This window comes from Ruegeria sp. C8 (genome assembly GCF_056537565.1).
Genome location: NZ_JBQFRV010000011.1, coordinates 75,736 through 90,463, shown reverse-complemented (window position 1 = coordinate 90,463; position 14,728 = coordinate 75,736). Strand labels below are relative to the sequence as shown.

The 14,728-nt window shown below is 57.1% G+C and carries 11 protein-coding genes; 9 read left to right on the top strand and 2 right to left on the bottom strand.

Annotated elements, in window-relative coordinates:
- The first annotated feature begins 605 nt into the window (after nucleotides 1–605).
- From ACR0KL_RS15175 to ACR0KL_RS15135, 9 genes are all read left to right on the top strand, one after another.
- Nucleotides 606–3,029: a DUF3141 domain-containing protein gene (locus ACR0KL_RS15175; RefSeq protein ID WP_480777217.1), complete on the top strand. Its 2,424-nt coding sequence runs from the start codon at nucleotides 606–608 to the stop codon at nucleotides 3,027–3,029.
- A 153-nt stretch (nucleotides 3,030–3,182) separates the two neighbouring features.
- The gene (locus tag ACR0KL_RS15170) at nucleotides 3,183–4,544 is read left to right on the top strand and encodes a V-type ATP synthase subunit B (RefSeq protein ID WP_170680109.1); all 1,362 of its coding nucleotides are present in this window, start codon (nucleotides 3,183–3,185) and stop codon (nucleotides 4,542–4,544) included.
- Nucleotides 4,522–5,127: a V-type ATP synthase subunit D gene (locus tag ACR0KL_RS15165; protein WP_170641219.1), complete on the top strand. Its 606-nt coding sequence runs from the start codon at nucleotides 4,522–4,524 to the stop codon at nucleotides 5,125–5,127. Before ACR0KL_RS15170 ends, ACR0KL_RS15165 begins: the two co-directional genes overlap by 23 nt.
- The gene (locus ACR0KL_RS15160; protein WP_480777216.1) at nucleotides 5,124–6,920 is read left to right on the top strand and encodes a V-type ATP synthase subunit I; all 1,797 of its coding nucleotides are present in this window, start codon (nucleotides 5,124–5,126) and stop codon (nucleotides 6,918–6,920) included. The genes ACR0KL_RS15165 and ACR0KL_RS15160 overlap by 4 nt, the downstream gene beginning before the upstream one ends.
- Nucleotides 6,917–7,360 carry an ATP synthase subunit C gene (locus ACR0KL_RS15155; RefSeq protein ID WP_170324458.1) on the top strand — a complete coding sequence of 148 codons (444 nt, stop codon included), beginning with the start codon at nucleotides 6,917–6,919 and terminating at the stop codon, nucleotides 7,358–7,360. Before ACR0KL_RS15160 ends, ACR0KL_RS15155 begins: the two co-directional genes overlap by 4 nt.
- On the top strand, nucleotides 7,360–8,037 hold the full coding sequence (locus ACR0KL_RS15150; RefSeq protein ID WP_170680113.1) for a hypothetical protein: 678 nt from the start codon (nucleotides 7,360–7,362) through the stop codon (nucleotides 8,035–8,037). The genes ACR0KL_RS15155 and ACR0KL_RS15150 overlap by 1 nt, the downstream gene beginning before the upstream one ends.
- Nucleotide 8,038: 1 nt before the next feature.
- The gene (locus ACR0KL_RS15145) at nucleotides 8,039–8,731 is read left to right on the top strand and encodes a hypothetical protein (protein ID WP_170680115.1); all 693 of its coding nucleotides are present in this window, start codon (nucleotides 8,039–8,041) and stop codon (nucleotides 8,729–8,731) included.
- A complete protein-coding gene (locus tag ACR0KL_RS15140) occupies nucleotides 8,728–10,569 on the top strand; it encodes a V-type ATP synthase subunit A (RefSeq protein WP_170680117.1) in 1,842 nt (613 codons plus the stop codon). The genes ACR0KL_RS15145 and ACR0KL_RS15140 overlap by 4 nt, the downstream gene beginning before the upstream one ends.
- A 380-nt stretch (nucleotides 10,570–10,949) precedes the next feature.
- On the top strand, nucleotides 10,950–12,692 hold the full coding sequence (locus tag ACR0KL_RS15135; RefSeq protein WP_170680119.1) for a sugar phosphorylase: 1,743 nt from the start codon (nucleotides 10,950–10,952) through the stop codon (nucleotides 12,690–12,692).
- Here ACR0KL_RS15135 and ACR0KL_RS15130 read toward each other — a convergent pair.
- Nucleotides 12,670–13,905, bottom strand: coding sequence for a glycosyltransferase family protein (locus ACR0KL_RS15130; protein WP_170680121.1), 1,236 nt, complete (start codon nucleotides 13,903–13,905; stop codon nucleotides 12,670–12,672). The genes ACR0KL_RS15135 and ACR0KL_RS15130 overlap by 23 nt on opposite strands.
- Before the next feature lie 18 nt (nucleotides 13,906–13,923).
- On the bottom strand, nucleotides 13,924–14,700 hold the full coding sequence (locus tag ACR0KL_RS15125; RefSeq protein ID WP_170680122.1) for an HAD hydrolase family protein: 777 nt from the start codon (nucleotides 14,698–14,700) through the stop codon (nucleotides 13,924–13,926).
- Between the last annotated feature and the right edge of the window lie 28 nt (nucleotides 14,701–14,728).

Here is a 14,728-nt window from a genome sequence, read left to right as displayed (position 1 = left end):
CGCGAAGCTTCCGACAATTGACGCCCAAAACTGGTTCTGATGAATGCCGTCTGCTCTGAGAGGGGGCGATCCGGGATTGGCGTGCAGCCATCAACTTAACCCTTGTCCGTGCTCTTGGATCGGTCGCATATCTGTTTCCTACGACGCGAGTCGTCAGAGACTGTCGCGGAATAGGATGCGCCACGAGCTCGCTTCTGAACGACTTTGTCGCAGCGTTGGCGAGATAGTTTGACCATTCAATTGTTTCGAATCGATTGAGAAGTGGTATGCTGCACCGCAGAAATCGAGGCGCCACGATGTTCCGCCTGAACAGGTCAAAAGCTGTCGTCATCGGAGTGGCAAGCGATCGGTCGATCGCGTGGGGTAATGCACGCGCGCTGCAGTCGCAAAGCGAAGATGTCGCCCGGCCCTTTGAAAACCCGCGTACTCACCGGGACAGTCAATTTCGGTGCGCTGCAGTAAATCGTGCACCCACGTATTGCTTCGCGACCATTGAAGATGTCGGCCTGTGCAGCGTTTATTGCAAGCCGCGAGGCGTTCAATTTTATCAGGGGCATATACCCCATCGACGATGAAAACAGCATCGTCTGAGGAAGGATAGATCAATGGCTCGGAATTCACGCGCGAATGAAAAGGCATCGAACCTAGCAAATGGTGAAAACATAGCGGCCGTGAACAGCAATATGTCTGACGCGATTTCCAACGTGCTCGACCAATCTGGCGTTCAGTATGAAATTCTGTCTCGCGCCGCCACAATTCAGGCTCAGAAGATAACTGAACACCATTCGGATCGGGGGTTAAAACTGACAAACGAACTGCGAGGTCTTGCAGTTCAATTAACGCAGACGAAATCTGTTGGCTCGGCTTGGGCGGACTACGTCAAGGATGCTGGTCAGCGCGTCGCCTTGACGATGGACGCCTTGCGTGAGCGTGGCGATGTTTTCCTCGAACATGAAGCGGCCGGATGCCCGCCGGTGCTCGCCTATGACTACGAAGTGATCGTTGACGGGGCGGAGCTCGACCGGCCTTGCAACTATCAGCTATTGCGCATTGTCCCCCCGCAAGGGATCGACGTAGACGATCACAAACGCCCCTACATCATCATTGACCCGCGTGCCGGTCATGGGGGTGGTATTGGTGGTTTCAAGTCCGACAGCCAGGTCGGCGTGGCGCTGGCCAAGGGCCATCCGGTCTATTTTGTGAGCTTCGGCCGTGATCCGGTTAAAGGTCAGACATTAGCCGACGTCATGCATGCCGAGGCTGGATTTGTTCGAACAGTCAGCGCGCGTCACCCCAAAAGCCCGCAACCAGTTGTGACAGGAAACTGCCAGGGCGGTTGGGCGACATTGCTGATGGCGGCCTGCAACCCAGATCTGAACGGACCTTTGGTGCTCAACGGAGCGCCGGTTGCACCTTGGTCGGGTGAGGTTGGTGAAAACCCCATGCGCTACAACGGTGGTATGCTTGGTGGCACCTGGCAGCCGATGTTCTGGTCAGATTTGGGGAATGGCAAGTTCGACGGCGCCAATCTGGTGATGAATTTCGAGCAGCTAAACCCCAGCCGAAACTACTTTGGCAAATATTTCGATCTGTATCGCGATCCCGAAGCCGGCAGGCAGCGCTTCATTGATTTTGAGCGCTGGTGGGGTGGGTTTTTCATTCTGAACGAGGCCGAAATTCGATGGATTGTCGAACAGCTGTTCGTTGGAAACCGGCTGGTCAAGAATACCGCGCAACTGGAACCCGGAGTTCCCGTTGATCTCAAGGCGATCAAAGCGCCGATTTTTGTCTTTGCAAGCCATGGCGACAATATCACGCCGCCGCAACAGGCGTTGAACTGGATTGCCGAAACCTATGCGGACGAAGAAGAGATACGGGTACGCGGCCAGCGCATCATCTACATGCTTCATGATGAGGTGGGACATCTGGGCATCTTTGTTTCCTCCAAGGTCGCGCGCAAAGAGCACGCAGGCTTGGCGTCTACACTTGAGACGGTCGAGGCAATGGCGCCGGGTCTCTATGAGATGATCATTGATAACATTGAAGGGGATGGGGTCGATAAGTCGTTCGAAGTTCGTTTCGTCGAGCGTACGCTTTCCGATGTCGCAGCATTGGATGACGGTCGGCAGGATGAGACCAGCTTTGCCGCAGTGGCGCAAATGTCCGAAGTGCAAGCAGGAGCTTATGAAACCTTCGCTCGCCCGGCGGTGCAAGCCCTGTCGTCACCGGTGATGGCCCGGGCTTTGCGCGATGCAAATCCATTGCGTGCACAGCGCGCTGCGATGTCTTCGAATACAATTTTGGGGAAAGGAATCGAAACTCTGGCGCAGAATGCCAGAGCGCAGCGCGCTCCTGCCGATGCTGAAAATCCGTTTCTGAAATGGGAAAAACTCACCGGAGAATGGATTGAGCAGTCGATGGATTTTGGCCGTGATCTGCGCGACGCCTGGTATGAGGCGTCGTTCTACGCAATTTGGGGCGGGCCGTTTGCGTCTTGGTTCGGGCAAAGGAATGCAGCTCGCCGTACCCTGCCGGATCCGGCGACTTTGCGCGATCTGCCCGAGGTCAGCGCTGTGCTTGCTCATATGCGGCAAGGGGGTCTGCCCGAGGCGGTCATTCGTATGCTGGTTCTATTGGCTGACAGTCACAAAGGCTTTCGTGCCGAGATTTTACACCGTTGGGCGCATATCTTTCACCACGAAGCGCCGTTCAAGTGCCTTTCGGTCACCGACCGTCAACGTATTCTGCATGAGCAATCTCTGGTCGCCACTTTCGATCCGAAGGGTGCGGTCGAAACGTTGCCTTATCTATTGCCGGACAAAGCGCGGCGCACTGAAGCCGTCGATCTCGTCAAACACATCATAGGTGAAGTCCGAACGCCCTCTAAAGAACTGGAAGAGATGGCCAATCTGCTTGTGCGGGTTTTGGACTACAGTGGCGATGCTGGAACTGAGGCAAAGCCAGCGTCAGAGTCATCACCGGCACGACCCAGAAAGCGAAGAGTAAAGACAAAATCCAGTCTGAATTAAAACGATTTCATTGCTTTAGGCTGGAAACGTCTATTAACTTAGCGGCAACCAGATTTGCCAGATCAATATAAATCCCTCCGGCGCTGATGCTTTGGTGGGCAGCACGAAAGTGGAAAGAATTTAAACTCTTAAAACTGCGACTTAGGGTAGGCGATGTCTCAGAGTCTTTTGAAGTATACACGTGTTTTGGAAATTGTCGGCGACACGATCAAGGTTCGTGTGCCGGTTGACGATGGTGGCGCACCGGCTGTTCGGTTCAATGATCTGGCGGTGATCGAAACGGTCGATGGGCATAAAACGCTGGCCCAGGCGATCTTTATCGACCGGGATGTGGTGACGCTGCAAGTGTTCTCGGGCACCAAGGGCATCTCGACCGAGGCGACAGCGACCTTCCTGGGTCACCCGATGCAGACGCCGTATTCCGCCAATATTCTGGGACGCGTTTTTGACGGAGCGGGAGAGCCGATAGACGGCGGCCCTGACCTGTCATCCGAACCGCGGATCGAGATAGGCGGGCCAACTGTGAACCCGGCCGAGCGGGCCGTGCCCAACAAGATGATCCGCACCGACGTGCCAATGATCGACGTGTTCAATACGTTGGTCGAAAGTCAGAAGATCCCGATCTTTTCGGTCTCGGGCGAACCGTTCAACGCCTTCCTCAGCCGCATCGGGATACAGGCGGACGCGGATATCGTGGTCTTCGGCGGGTTGGGGTTGATCTTCGATGACTACCACACGTTTCGGACTTCGTTTGAGGATGCAGGGGTGTTCTCGCGCACTGTGATGTTTGTCAATCAGGCCATGGACCCTCTGGTCGAACGCCTTCTGGTGCCAGACATGGTGCTGGCCGTGGCCGAGAAATTCGCGGTGGAAGAGGGTAAGCGCGTTCTCGTGCTTCTGACCGACATGACCGCCTATGCTGATGCGATGAAAGAGGTGGGCATCAGTCAGGAGCGCGTCCCTTCGCAGCGTGGCTATATGGGCGATCTCTATTCGCAACTGGCGCGACGCTACGAGAAAGCCTGTGATTATGCCAAGGGGGGTTCGGTGACTGTTTTGACCGTCACGACGATGCCCGGCAATGATGTGACCCATCCGGTGCCGGACAACACGGGCTACATCACTGAGGGGCAGTTCTACCTGCATTCGGGTGTGATTGACCCGTTCGGCAGCCTCTCGCGCCTGAAGCAGAACGTCATAGGCAAGACTACACGTGAGGATCACGGGCAGATCATGAACACGATGATCCGCTTCTATTCGGAAAGCCGGGATGCCGCGCAGAAGCAGGCGATGGCCTTTGATCTGTCGGACTACGATCACCAACTGCTGAAATTCGGCGCGCTGTTCCGCAAGCGGTTCATGGATATCAATGTCTCGATCCCGTTGGAGGACGCGCTGGATCTGGGTTGGAAAACACTGGCCGAGTGTTTTGCGCCTGAACAATTGCTGATGAAGCAAGCTCTGATCGACAAGTATTTCCCAAAGGACGGTGATGGCGCGGTTGCAGCTGAATAAGTCGTCGCTCGCCCGCGAGCAGACACAGCTGAAAAGCTATGAGCGGTTCCTGCCGTCGCTGGACCTGAAGCGCCAGCAGTTGATGGCCGAACGCGCCAAGGCACGAGAAGATGTAAAGCGTCTGGAAGACGAAGTGAGCGATCTGGCGCAACAGGTTGGCGCAAAGCTCCCCATGCTGGCGCAGAAGGGCATTGATCTTGATGGCTTGGTACAGCTGACAGACTACAAAGTCAAAGAGGTGAATGTCGTGGGCGTCAAGATGCCCGCCCTTGACCGGATTGAGGTTTCGGTTCGGCCGTACTCACGGCTGGCCAAGCCCCATTGGGTCGACGCCGCCGCGCAGTTGCTGCACGACATGATTGAGGCGCGTCTGCGGGTCAAAGTGGCGGAAGAGCGGGTGAAGATATTCGACAAGGCCGTCGCCACGATCACGCAGCGGGTCAATCTGTTCGAAAAGGTTCTGATCCCGCGCGCCAAGGCCAATATCAAGAAGATCCGCATCTATCTGAGTGATGAGCAGATGCAGGCCGTCGTGCGCTCGAAGATCTCCAAGCGCAAACATGCGCAGGAGGCCATGTCATGAGTGTTGCACGGCTTAAGAAGCTGTCTTTGGTGGGACGGGCGGCGCAGAAGATCGAAACGCTTGAGGCGCTGCAGGCTCTGGGCTGTATGCATGTTCTGCCCCTGGCGCCGCCGCCGGCTGAGCCGGAAAAGGTCAACGAACGGGGCGCGCATGAAGCATACAAGGCGCTGCGTTTCCTGACCGATGTCCCCGAGCCTCGCAGGCAAATACAACGCGATCCTGAGTTCCAGATGAATCAGTTCGTCAAAGACGTGCTGGACCTGATGCAGCGTACGCGTGACATGTCGGACCGGCGGGATTTTCTGGCCCATCGAATTGCTCAGGTGCAGCCTTGGGGGGATTTGGATTTCCCGCCCGACGATGTGCTAGCGGGCAACCGGTTGTGGTTCTACCAACTGCCCCTAAAGCATCGGGATGCGTTGGAAGGTCTGGCGCTGCCTTGGGCCATTCTCGAACAGGATCACCGCTTCATCTATGCCGTCCTGATTGCGCCAGACGAACCGGCCGACGATATCCTGCAGGTCCCGCGCACGCATACCGGGTCTTTGCCGATCCACGAGTTGGAAGCACAGCTGGAAGAGGCAGAGATCGCGATCGAAGCGCTTGAGGCGGAACGGGTTGCGCAGACCCGATATCTAACGCTGATGCGGCGCAACCTGTCCGTAGCTGAAAGTGCGGCGGAGTTGGCCCACGCGACCCAGAAGGTCCGTGACGAAGAGGCGATGTTCGCCCTGCAGGGCTGGGTGCCAGAAGATCGGATTGATGCGGTTCTGGAGATGGCGGGGGCGAAAGACGCCGCCGTTCTGATCGAAGACCCGGGCGCCGATGACACCCCTCCCACATTGCTGGAGCAGCCGGAACAGCGCAGCGCTGCTGTGGACTTGGCGCTGTTTTACCAAGTGCCGGGCTACAAGGACTGGGACCCGAGCGTGATCGTCGCTGCGTCTTTCGCGTTCTTCTTTGCGATGATCGTGGCAGATGCTGGATACGGGGCCGTCATTCTGCTGGGCCTGTTATTGTTCTGGAAGCGTTTGGGCGGGACGGTCAGCCAACAATCCTGGAGGCGCTACGGCGTGATCGTCTCGGTGGCGACCATCCTGTATGGCGTTCTGGTTGGCAGCTATTTCGGGGTCGCACCGCCCGATGGGTCCCTTCTGGCAAAAGCAAAACTGTTGGATCTGAATAACTTCGGCGCGATGATGATGATCTCGATTGTTGTCGGTGTCTTGCACCTTGTGCTGGCCAACGCACTGGCCGCGCGCGCGGCATGGGGGCAGCGTAAAGCGGTTGCGAACCTGGGTTGGATCGCGGCGCTGATCGGCGGGTTCGTCCTGTGGCTCAGCTACATGAAAGGCCAATCAGCAACGCCGGGCGCGATGATATTGGGCGCGGGTCTTTTGGCGATCCTGCTGTTTACCAGCGAGAGGCAGATCAAAAAACCAATCGACTGGCTCTGGCGACTTATTGACGGTGTGCAGGGTCTTGCCGGGGCCATGGGCGCATTCGGAGATGTCCTTAGCTACATGCGTCTATTTGCACTCGGATTGGCCTCGGCCTCGCTTGCAATCACTTTCAACGATCTGGCCGTCTCGGTGATCCACGCGCTGAAAGGGCCGGGCATTTTGTTCGGCCTGCTAATCCTGATCATTGGCCACATACTGAACTTCGCCCTCGCCATGATGAGCGGCGTCGTCCACGGGTTACGTCTTAATTACATCGAATTCTTTAAATGGGGCCTACCGGACGAAGGCATTGTTTTTCGTCCGTTCGCCCGCAAGGAGGTTCAGGAATGAATGAGCTTGTTCTGACATTGGGTTGGCTGGGCATCTACGCCCCCATGGCGCTGGGCGCGGCGGCCAGTGCGATTGGCTGTTCGATTGCGGGCATGGCCAGTATTGGTGCGATGACCGAGACGGAGGGCGGCTATGGCCGGTTCGTCGGTGTCTCGGCCTTTCCGTCAACGATGGTGATCTACGGGATCGTCATCATGTTCACGCTCAACCGCGATGTGACGCCGGAAAACGCGGGTGGGCTGTTCGGGATCGGCATCCTGTCAGGCATCGCGCTCATGTATTGCGGAATCTGGCAGGGTCGGGCCTGTGCCGCCGCGATTAATGCGACCAAAGAAAAGCCTGAGATTTTCGGCCTGTCCTTGGCTCCGGCGGCTATTATCGAAGGCTTTGGCGTCTTCGCCTTCGTCTTCGCCCTCGTGATCAGTGCGGGGATCAGTTGATGGCACAGGATGGCATGATCTCGCACGGCGTTGACGCGCTGATCGACAAACTGCGCAGTGATGGGGTGGCCGCCGGGCAGGCGGATGCCGAGAAGCTGAGGGCGGATGCCAAGGCCGAAGCGACCAAGATTCTGGCGGACGCCAAGCGTGAGGCGGATGCCTACCAGAAAAAGGCTCGCAGCGACTCCGACAGCTATCGCGCGGCAGGCGAAGAAGCATTGAACACCGCCATGCGGGACGCGGTTCTGACCATGAAGGCGGGCTTGACGGATCGGTTTCGAGAGGACGTGGCGCGCCTCGTCACCAAGGAAATGGCAGACCCGGACCTGCTGAAACAGATGATCCTGGAGGTTGTCGGGCGCGCGGCTGAGGGCGCCAATCTCGAGGGCAAGGTTCAGGTCATCCTGCCCGCAAAGGTCGCCACGCAAGAGGATATCAAGCAAAACGCTGATGACATCCAGTCCGGTAAGCTGACGAAATACGTACTTGGCCTGACCGCCGAAATGCTGCGCGAACAGGTTGAATTGCATGCTGCGGACGATGCGCAGGATGGTATCCGTGTTCGGGCCGAGGATCAGGGCGTCGTTCTGGACTTAACCGACAAAGCCGTGGCCTCGTTGCTGATGCAGCATCTACAACCTCGCTTCCGCGCCGTGCTGGAAGGGGTGATCCGGTAACATGTCGGACCCCGACGCCTATATCGCTTTGATCAGCAGCCTGCCGGGCTCGGAACGGTTGTTTGTCGCCAAGCAGCCACCCTTGTCGCGCCTGCGCCTTGAGCGGCGTTTGACGGCGCTGACATCCGAGGACGCGCGCGTTTTGAAGGCGTTGGAGCATGCCCTGAATTGGAGCGGCTATGACATGGACGTGACGGATGCTCAGGCCATGAAGCGATGCAAAGAAGCACTGGAGGATACGCAGCAACCAACTCTGCGGAAGATCCTTGTGGAACGCATGGATCTGCGCACCGTCGTTGCCGCGCTTCGCCTGCGTAAGCAAGGCGGTGGTGCCCCGTCAGGGGTGTTCGGCATGGGCCGTTGGAGCCGGCACATCCCCGAGAATTGGGGCGACCCGCACTTCCGTCTTGAAGGTGCGATGCCGTGGATCAAGGACGCGAAACAGCTGTTGGAGGCCGAAGATCCACTGGGCCTGGAACGGTTGCTCTTGTCGGTCAGTCACAAGCAACTGAAACGACACGCATCTCGTCACTACTTCGATTTCGAAGCCGTGGCGATCTATGTGCTGAAATGGAACATTTTCGACCGCTGGGCGCAAAGCAACGCGCAGGACGCGGCCAAGAGATTTGAGCATCTGGCGCAACAGGCCATGGCCGATGTCGCCGATATCGATTTTGAGGGAGCATACGCATGACCGCCCCAACACCCGCCACTCAGACCGCCACAGCCCGCGTCGTTTCGGTGCAGGAGGGGCTTGTGCAAATCCAAGCCAACGCTGACGCCTCGGGCCAGCCCGGACAGCTGGTCAAGAACGAAGTCGTGTTCATCCTTCCAACGCGCCCCGGCCCAGGCGGCAGGCAAGAGCGTCTAAAGGCCGAAGTGTTGCGCGTGCGCGGTGATACAGCGGACGTGCAGGTCTATGAAAGCACCGACGGTGTCGCGGTCGGCGATCCGGTAGAACAATCGGGCCAGTTGCTGTCGGTCGAACTCGGGCCGGGCTTGCTGGGGCAGGTGTTTGATGGCTTGCAATCGCCGCTGCCCAAGGTGGCCAGCGAGTTTGGAACATTCCTGCCGCGCGGGGCAGACGTTGCCCCACTCGACGATCAGGCAAAATGGTCATTCACGCCGTCGGTCAAGGTTGGGGATACGGTCACAGCAGGCGACAGCATCGGAACGGTGCCCGAAGGCCACTTCAGCCACAAGATCATGTTGCCCTTCAATTGGACGGGCGACTACAGGGTCGTTTGGGTCCAGAAGGGCGCGGCCACGATCCACGACATCGTTGCCCGGCTGGAGGATGAGCAGGGTGGCGAACACACACTCACCCTTTCGCAGAAATGGCCAGTACGTCGCCCCTTACCAGAGAGCATCCTCAAGCGCGCCCTGTCCGAACGCCTCTATCCAACTGAGCCAGTTCTGACCTCGCAGCGATTGATTGATACGTTCTTCCCGATCGCCCGCGGCGGGACAGCCTGCATTCCCGGCCCGTTTGGGGCAGGTAAGACGGTGCTGCAAAACCTGATCGCGCGGAATGCCAAGGTAGATATCGTCATCGTCGTTGCCTGTGGTGAACGCGCCGGTGAGGTGGTCGAGACCATCCACGAATTCCCCAAGATGACCGACCCGACCACCGGCGGCAGCCTGATGGATCGCACGATCATCATCTGTAACACCTCCTCGATGCCGGTCGCCGCGCGCGAGGCCTCAATCTTCACCGGCATTACGTTGGGCGAGTACTACCGACAGATGGGCTACGACGTTCTGCTGATCGCCGACAGCACCAGCCGTTGGGCCCAAGCGATGCGCGAAACCTCTGGCAAGCTTGAAGAAATCCCAGGCGAAGAGGGGTTTCCGGCTTATCTGGAAAGCTCGATCAAGGGTTTGTACGAACGGGCTGGCGCGTTGAAAACCAATGATGACGATCTGGGCAGCTTGACCCTGATCGGGACTGTTTCACCTGCTGGAGGCAATTTTGATGAACCGGTCACGCAGTCCACTCTGTCTACCGTGAAATGTTTCCTCGGCCTGTCCTCGGAGCGGGCCTATAAGCGGTTCTATCCAGCCGTTGACCCGATGCTCAGCTGGTCGCGCTACACGGATCAGCTTTCCGACTGGTATGACAAGAACGCGGAACCCGGTTGGACGGGTAAGGTTAGGGACCTGCTGGCCTTGATCGAAAAAGGTGAGCAGGTCGACCAAATGATGCAGGTCACCGGCGAAGAGGGTGTCACCATCGAGGACTTTGTCACCCAACAAAAGGCGCTGTTTGTGGATATGGTCTACCTGCAGCAGGATGCTTTTGACCAGGTGGACGCAACCGTGCCGCTGGAGCGGCAAAAGATGACCTTCAAACTGGTCTACGATGTCACCCAGTCGAGTGCCGATTTCGCCGACAAAGCCGAAGTGCGGCAGGTGTTCACGCAACTCACCGGATTGATGAAAAACTTCCACTACGCGGCAGAGAACACGCCGGAATTCAAGTCAATCTGGCAACAGATCACCGATCTCTGTCATGAAAAATTCGGAGTCTGACGAATTGCTGGCCATTGAGGACGGAAAGCCGACTGCTGAGGACAATGTACGTGAGTTTTCGGGCTAGCTAAAACATCGTTCCCAGCGCTGTTGCAAACTTTTGACAACCGAAAGTGTCTTGGCTAGCCGGAGCATGACTTTCGAGGTCATCGCGTTGAAAGCCCATCCATGATTCCGTCAAAAGCACTCAATATTCGAAGAATGCTATGCGCGAGGACCGTATCGTATGCGCGTTTTGTTTTCTTTGGCATCGACCAATTTACAGGCAGATGGATGGATAAACCTCGGCAAGGTGCGCAAATGGATTTTGACTTGTTTGACAGAGCTACTGCTCTGGCGAACAATTGGCATTTGACGAAGCCGAGCCAAGCACAACGACCATGAGCCAGAATTTCTCCCGGCGACTGACGGATTTTCTGATCCGTATCTACCCGGACCACGATCATTCAGAATTGTCCGAGCAGATTGTGCAAGCGTTCTGGCCGTCCGGCCACCACCAAAGAAAGCAGGGGCGAAAGCCCGGCAATGGTCTTTGGTCGGAGCGAGACAGTGTTCTGATCACTTACGGCAATTCCATCGAAGATCAAGTTCATAAACCGCTGGACCTGTTGCACGATTTTCTTGTGCGTCATCTGCAAGGGGTCGTGAATGGCGTGCATATCCTGCCTTTCTTTCCCTTCACATCCGATGATGGGTTTGCGGTTTCGGATTACTACAGCGTCAGCGCGCAATTGGGGGATTGGCCGGACATCACGCGCATCGCGGATGATTTCCACCTGATGTCGGATCTTGTGCTCAACCACATGTCTAGTCAGGGGCTATGGTTCAACAACTACCTGCAGGGAAAACCGCCGCATGATAGGTTCTTCTTCGAAGCCAAGCCCGAAGATGATCTGCGGCCGGTGGTACGGCCCAGAACCACGCCGCTTTTGCGTCAGGTGGAAACGAGCCGTGGCGACCGTCACGTCTGGTGTACTTTTAGCCACGATCAAATCGATCTAGACTTCCGCAATCCTGAGGTTCTGATCGAAATGCTGCGGATCATCCGACTGCATATCGACAAGGGCGTGCGCATCCTGCGGCTGGACGCCGTGGCCTTCATCTGGAAAGAAGTGGGCACGAACTCGATCCACCTTCCTCAGACGCATGCCATCGTGCAACTGCTTCGGCTTCTTTGCGATTTCACGACAGAGACTGTCGTACTGCTGACCGAAACCAATGTTCCGCGTACAGAAAACTTAAGCTATTTCGGCAATCGGAACGAGGCGCATGCGGTTTACAACTTTCCCCTTCCTCCCTTGATCCTGCACGCCATGCAGTCTGGCACGGCACGATACTTGCGTGAGTGGCAGGCGGCCATGCCCCCGGCGCAATTGGGGTGTGCTTATCTGAATTTCACCGCCAGCCATGATGGTATCGGGATGCGGCCCGCAGAAGGGCTTCTGCCACCCGAAGAAAAGACGCGGATGATCGACACCGTGCGAAGGCTGGGCGGGCTGGTTTCCATGCGCGCCTTACCGGATGGTCGCGAAGAACCTTATGAATTGAACTGCGCCTTCTTCGAGGCCATGCGCGCGACCTTTGACGGCGAAGACCAATTTCACTTGGCGCGTTTTATCTGTTCGCAGACCATCGTGATGTCGCTTGAGGGTATTCCCGCGTTTTACATCCATTCACTGTTGGCTACCCCCAACGACCATGAGGCGGTTGAACGTCGCAGGATGAACAGGGCGATCAATCGGCATCGCTGGCACTATCCGGACCTGTTGTCAAAACTAGCCGACCCCGGATCGGATCAATCCCGAGTGTTGTCGGAAATGTCGCGCCGGTTGCGCATTCGCGCGCAGCAGTCGGCGTTCCACCCGAATGCGACGCAGTTCACCCTGCGGCTTGACGAAAGGGTTTTCGGCATCTGGCGGCAGAGCCTGGATCGAAGCCAATCCATTTTCGCCCTTCACAACGTGTCTTCGGATCACGTTCAGATCAACCCGACAGAGGTGAACCTGATTGCCGAAGAAACGTGGATGGATGCGCTGACCGGCGAGGTTTTTGGCGCCAACATGTCCGAATTCTCGCTGGCGCCTTACCAGTGTCGCTGGATCACGAACGCCCCTGCGGTGTGAACTCTTCCAGATCCAGAGCGACCGCTTCGCTCAAGTGGTGCAGGAACTCGGCATCTGCGGCATGGACCCGGTTCCATGTCGGGATAAAGGGCGTTTCATGGGGGTTTTCCAAAAAGACCCGACCGGCGCGGATGATATTTTCGGCAAACAGCTCAATCGACTTTTCCTCAGTATGGCGATCAAGTGCCAAGCCGTTCATCTTTGCATCGGTATAGTACCCCTCGAGCAAATCCAGAGCCGAGCGATAATAGGTCGCCTTGAGCGTGCGGAACGTGTTGGCGGTGAACACGGTGCCGTCTGCGGCCAGTTTGCGGAAAATGGCCTTGCAAATGTCGGTCGACATCCGGCTCAGCCCTGTGTTTGCATCTTCGGGCGACAGCTTCTGATGCTTGTGATCGTAATTGTCGGCAATCTCGACCTGGCAGACGGATTTGGGCGCGAGGTTCCTCCAGGCCTCAGATAGAACGCCGATTTCAAGCCCCCAGTCGGACGGGATGCGCAGATCGGGCAAGGTTGGTGTGCGAATGGCAAACTCGCCTGACAGCGGATAGCGGAAGCTGCGCAGGTAGTCGATGTAGTCCCGATCTCCGATCACCTTTTTCAGCGCGATCAGCAGAGGGCTGACCAGCAGCCGCGTGACACGGCCGTTCAGGTTGCCATTGCCGATGCGCGGATAAAAACCTTTTGCCATCTGGAACGGGAAGGTCGGGTTGACCACAGGGTAGACCAGCCGATCCAGCATATCCCGTTTGTAGGTCACGATATCGCAGTCATGGATCGCCATGACCGAGCTGTCGGCGCAGGCCAGCAGATAGCCGATACAGGACCAGACGTTTTTGCCCTTGCCGGGCTCCTGTGGTGCAAGGCCAAGGTCGCGCAGCCGGTCTTCCAGCTGCAACATCCGGGGGCTGCTATTCCAGATCACAACATGTTTCTGGGGCAAACGCTCAAAAAACGCTCTGGCGCTTTGGTATTGTTCTGCGTCGGCCTGATCTAGCCCGATGATAATGCGATGCAGGTAGCTGACCTTGGACAGCTCATCGATAATCCCCGTAAGGGCCGGACCTTCCAGTTCTGAGTAGAGACAGGGCAGGATCAGCGTCACCTTACGCGTTTCGGCAAAGACCGAGATTTCGTGCACCAGATGCTCGGCCGGGCGGCTTCGCAGGTTGTGAAGCGTGGTGATGTTTCCGTTTTGATGGAAGTCTGCCATTTGGGCTGCCTGTCTTGGTTAACTGTCTTTGTGATCGGCTGCGGTGAGGGTCAGAATGGCCTCGGCCCAGCCTTCGGGACCTTCACGTGAGGTTCTGAGGATCCGCTGTTCGGTTTCTGGCGCCTGGACCGGAATGGGTGTACCATGCCGGTTTGCGACAACGACGCCGGTTTCGGCGGAAAGGATCATTTCCAGATCGTTTGGTGCATCGCCGAGAGCGATGATTCTTTCGGGTTTCAACTGGCGGATCACGTCGGACATGGCATCCGCTTTGGTCTTTCCGAACGACAAAGTGAGAAATCGACCGCCTTGCCTGGCTTTTAGACCGTACCGCCCGGCTTCGGAGATAAACCCGTCAAGATCTTCTGGCGCGCCCTCCCACACGCCCGGTTCGCTGAAATGCCGATCCTGGGCTTTCTCTGCCTCGACGAGATCAAGGCCGGTCCTGTCGCTCACCTCCTGCACGCTCATATCTGCAAAACCGCGAAAGCCGGGTTGGAGGTGTTGCAGGATATTCAGAATGTTCAGATATTCAGAGGGTCCATCGGTTTCTGGGTGGCCCGGTGTCAGAATGCCAGCCCCATTTTCGACGATCGACGGCATGTTCGAAAAGCCTATGGCTTGGCGCAAGCCAATAATCTCGGCAGCGGTTTTACTGCTGGCTAGCACGAGCCCCGCGCCAATGTCCCTAAGCCGCTTTAGCGCGGGTTGTGCGGCGTCCCAGCTATAGTCTTGATGGTTCAGCAGAGTACCATCGAGATCGGAGAAAACCAGAAGTGGCAGGCGTTGGAGCATGGCTTCTGACTAGCATCCGAGATTGCGC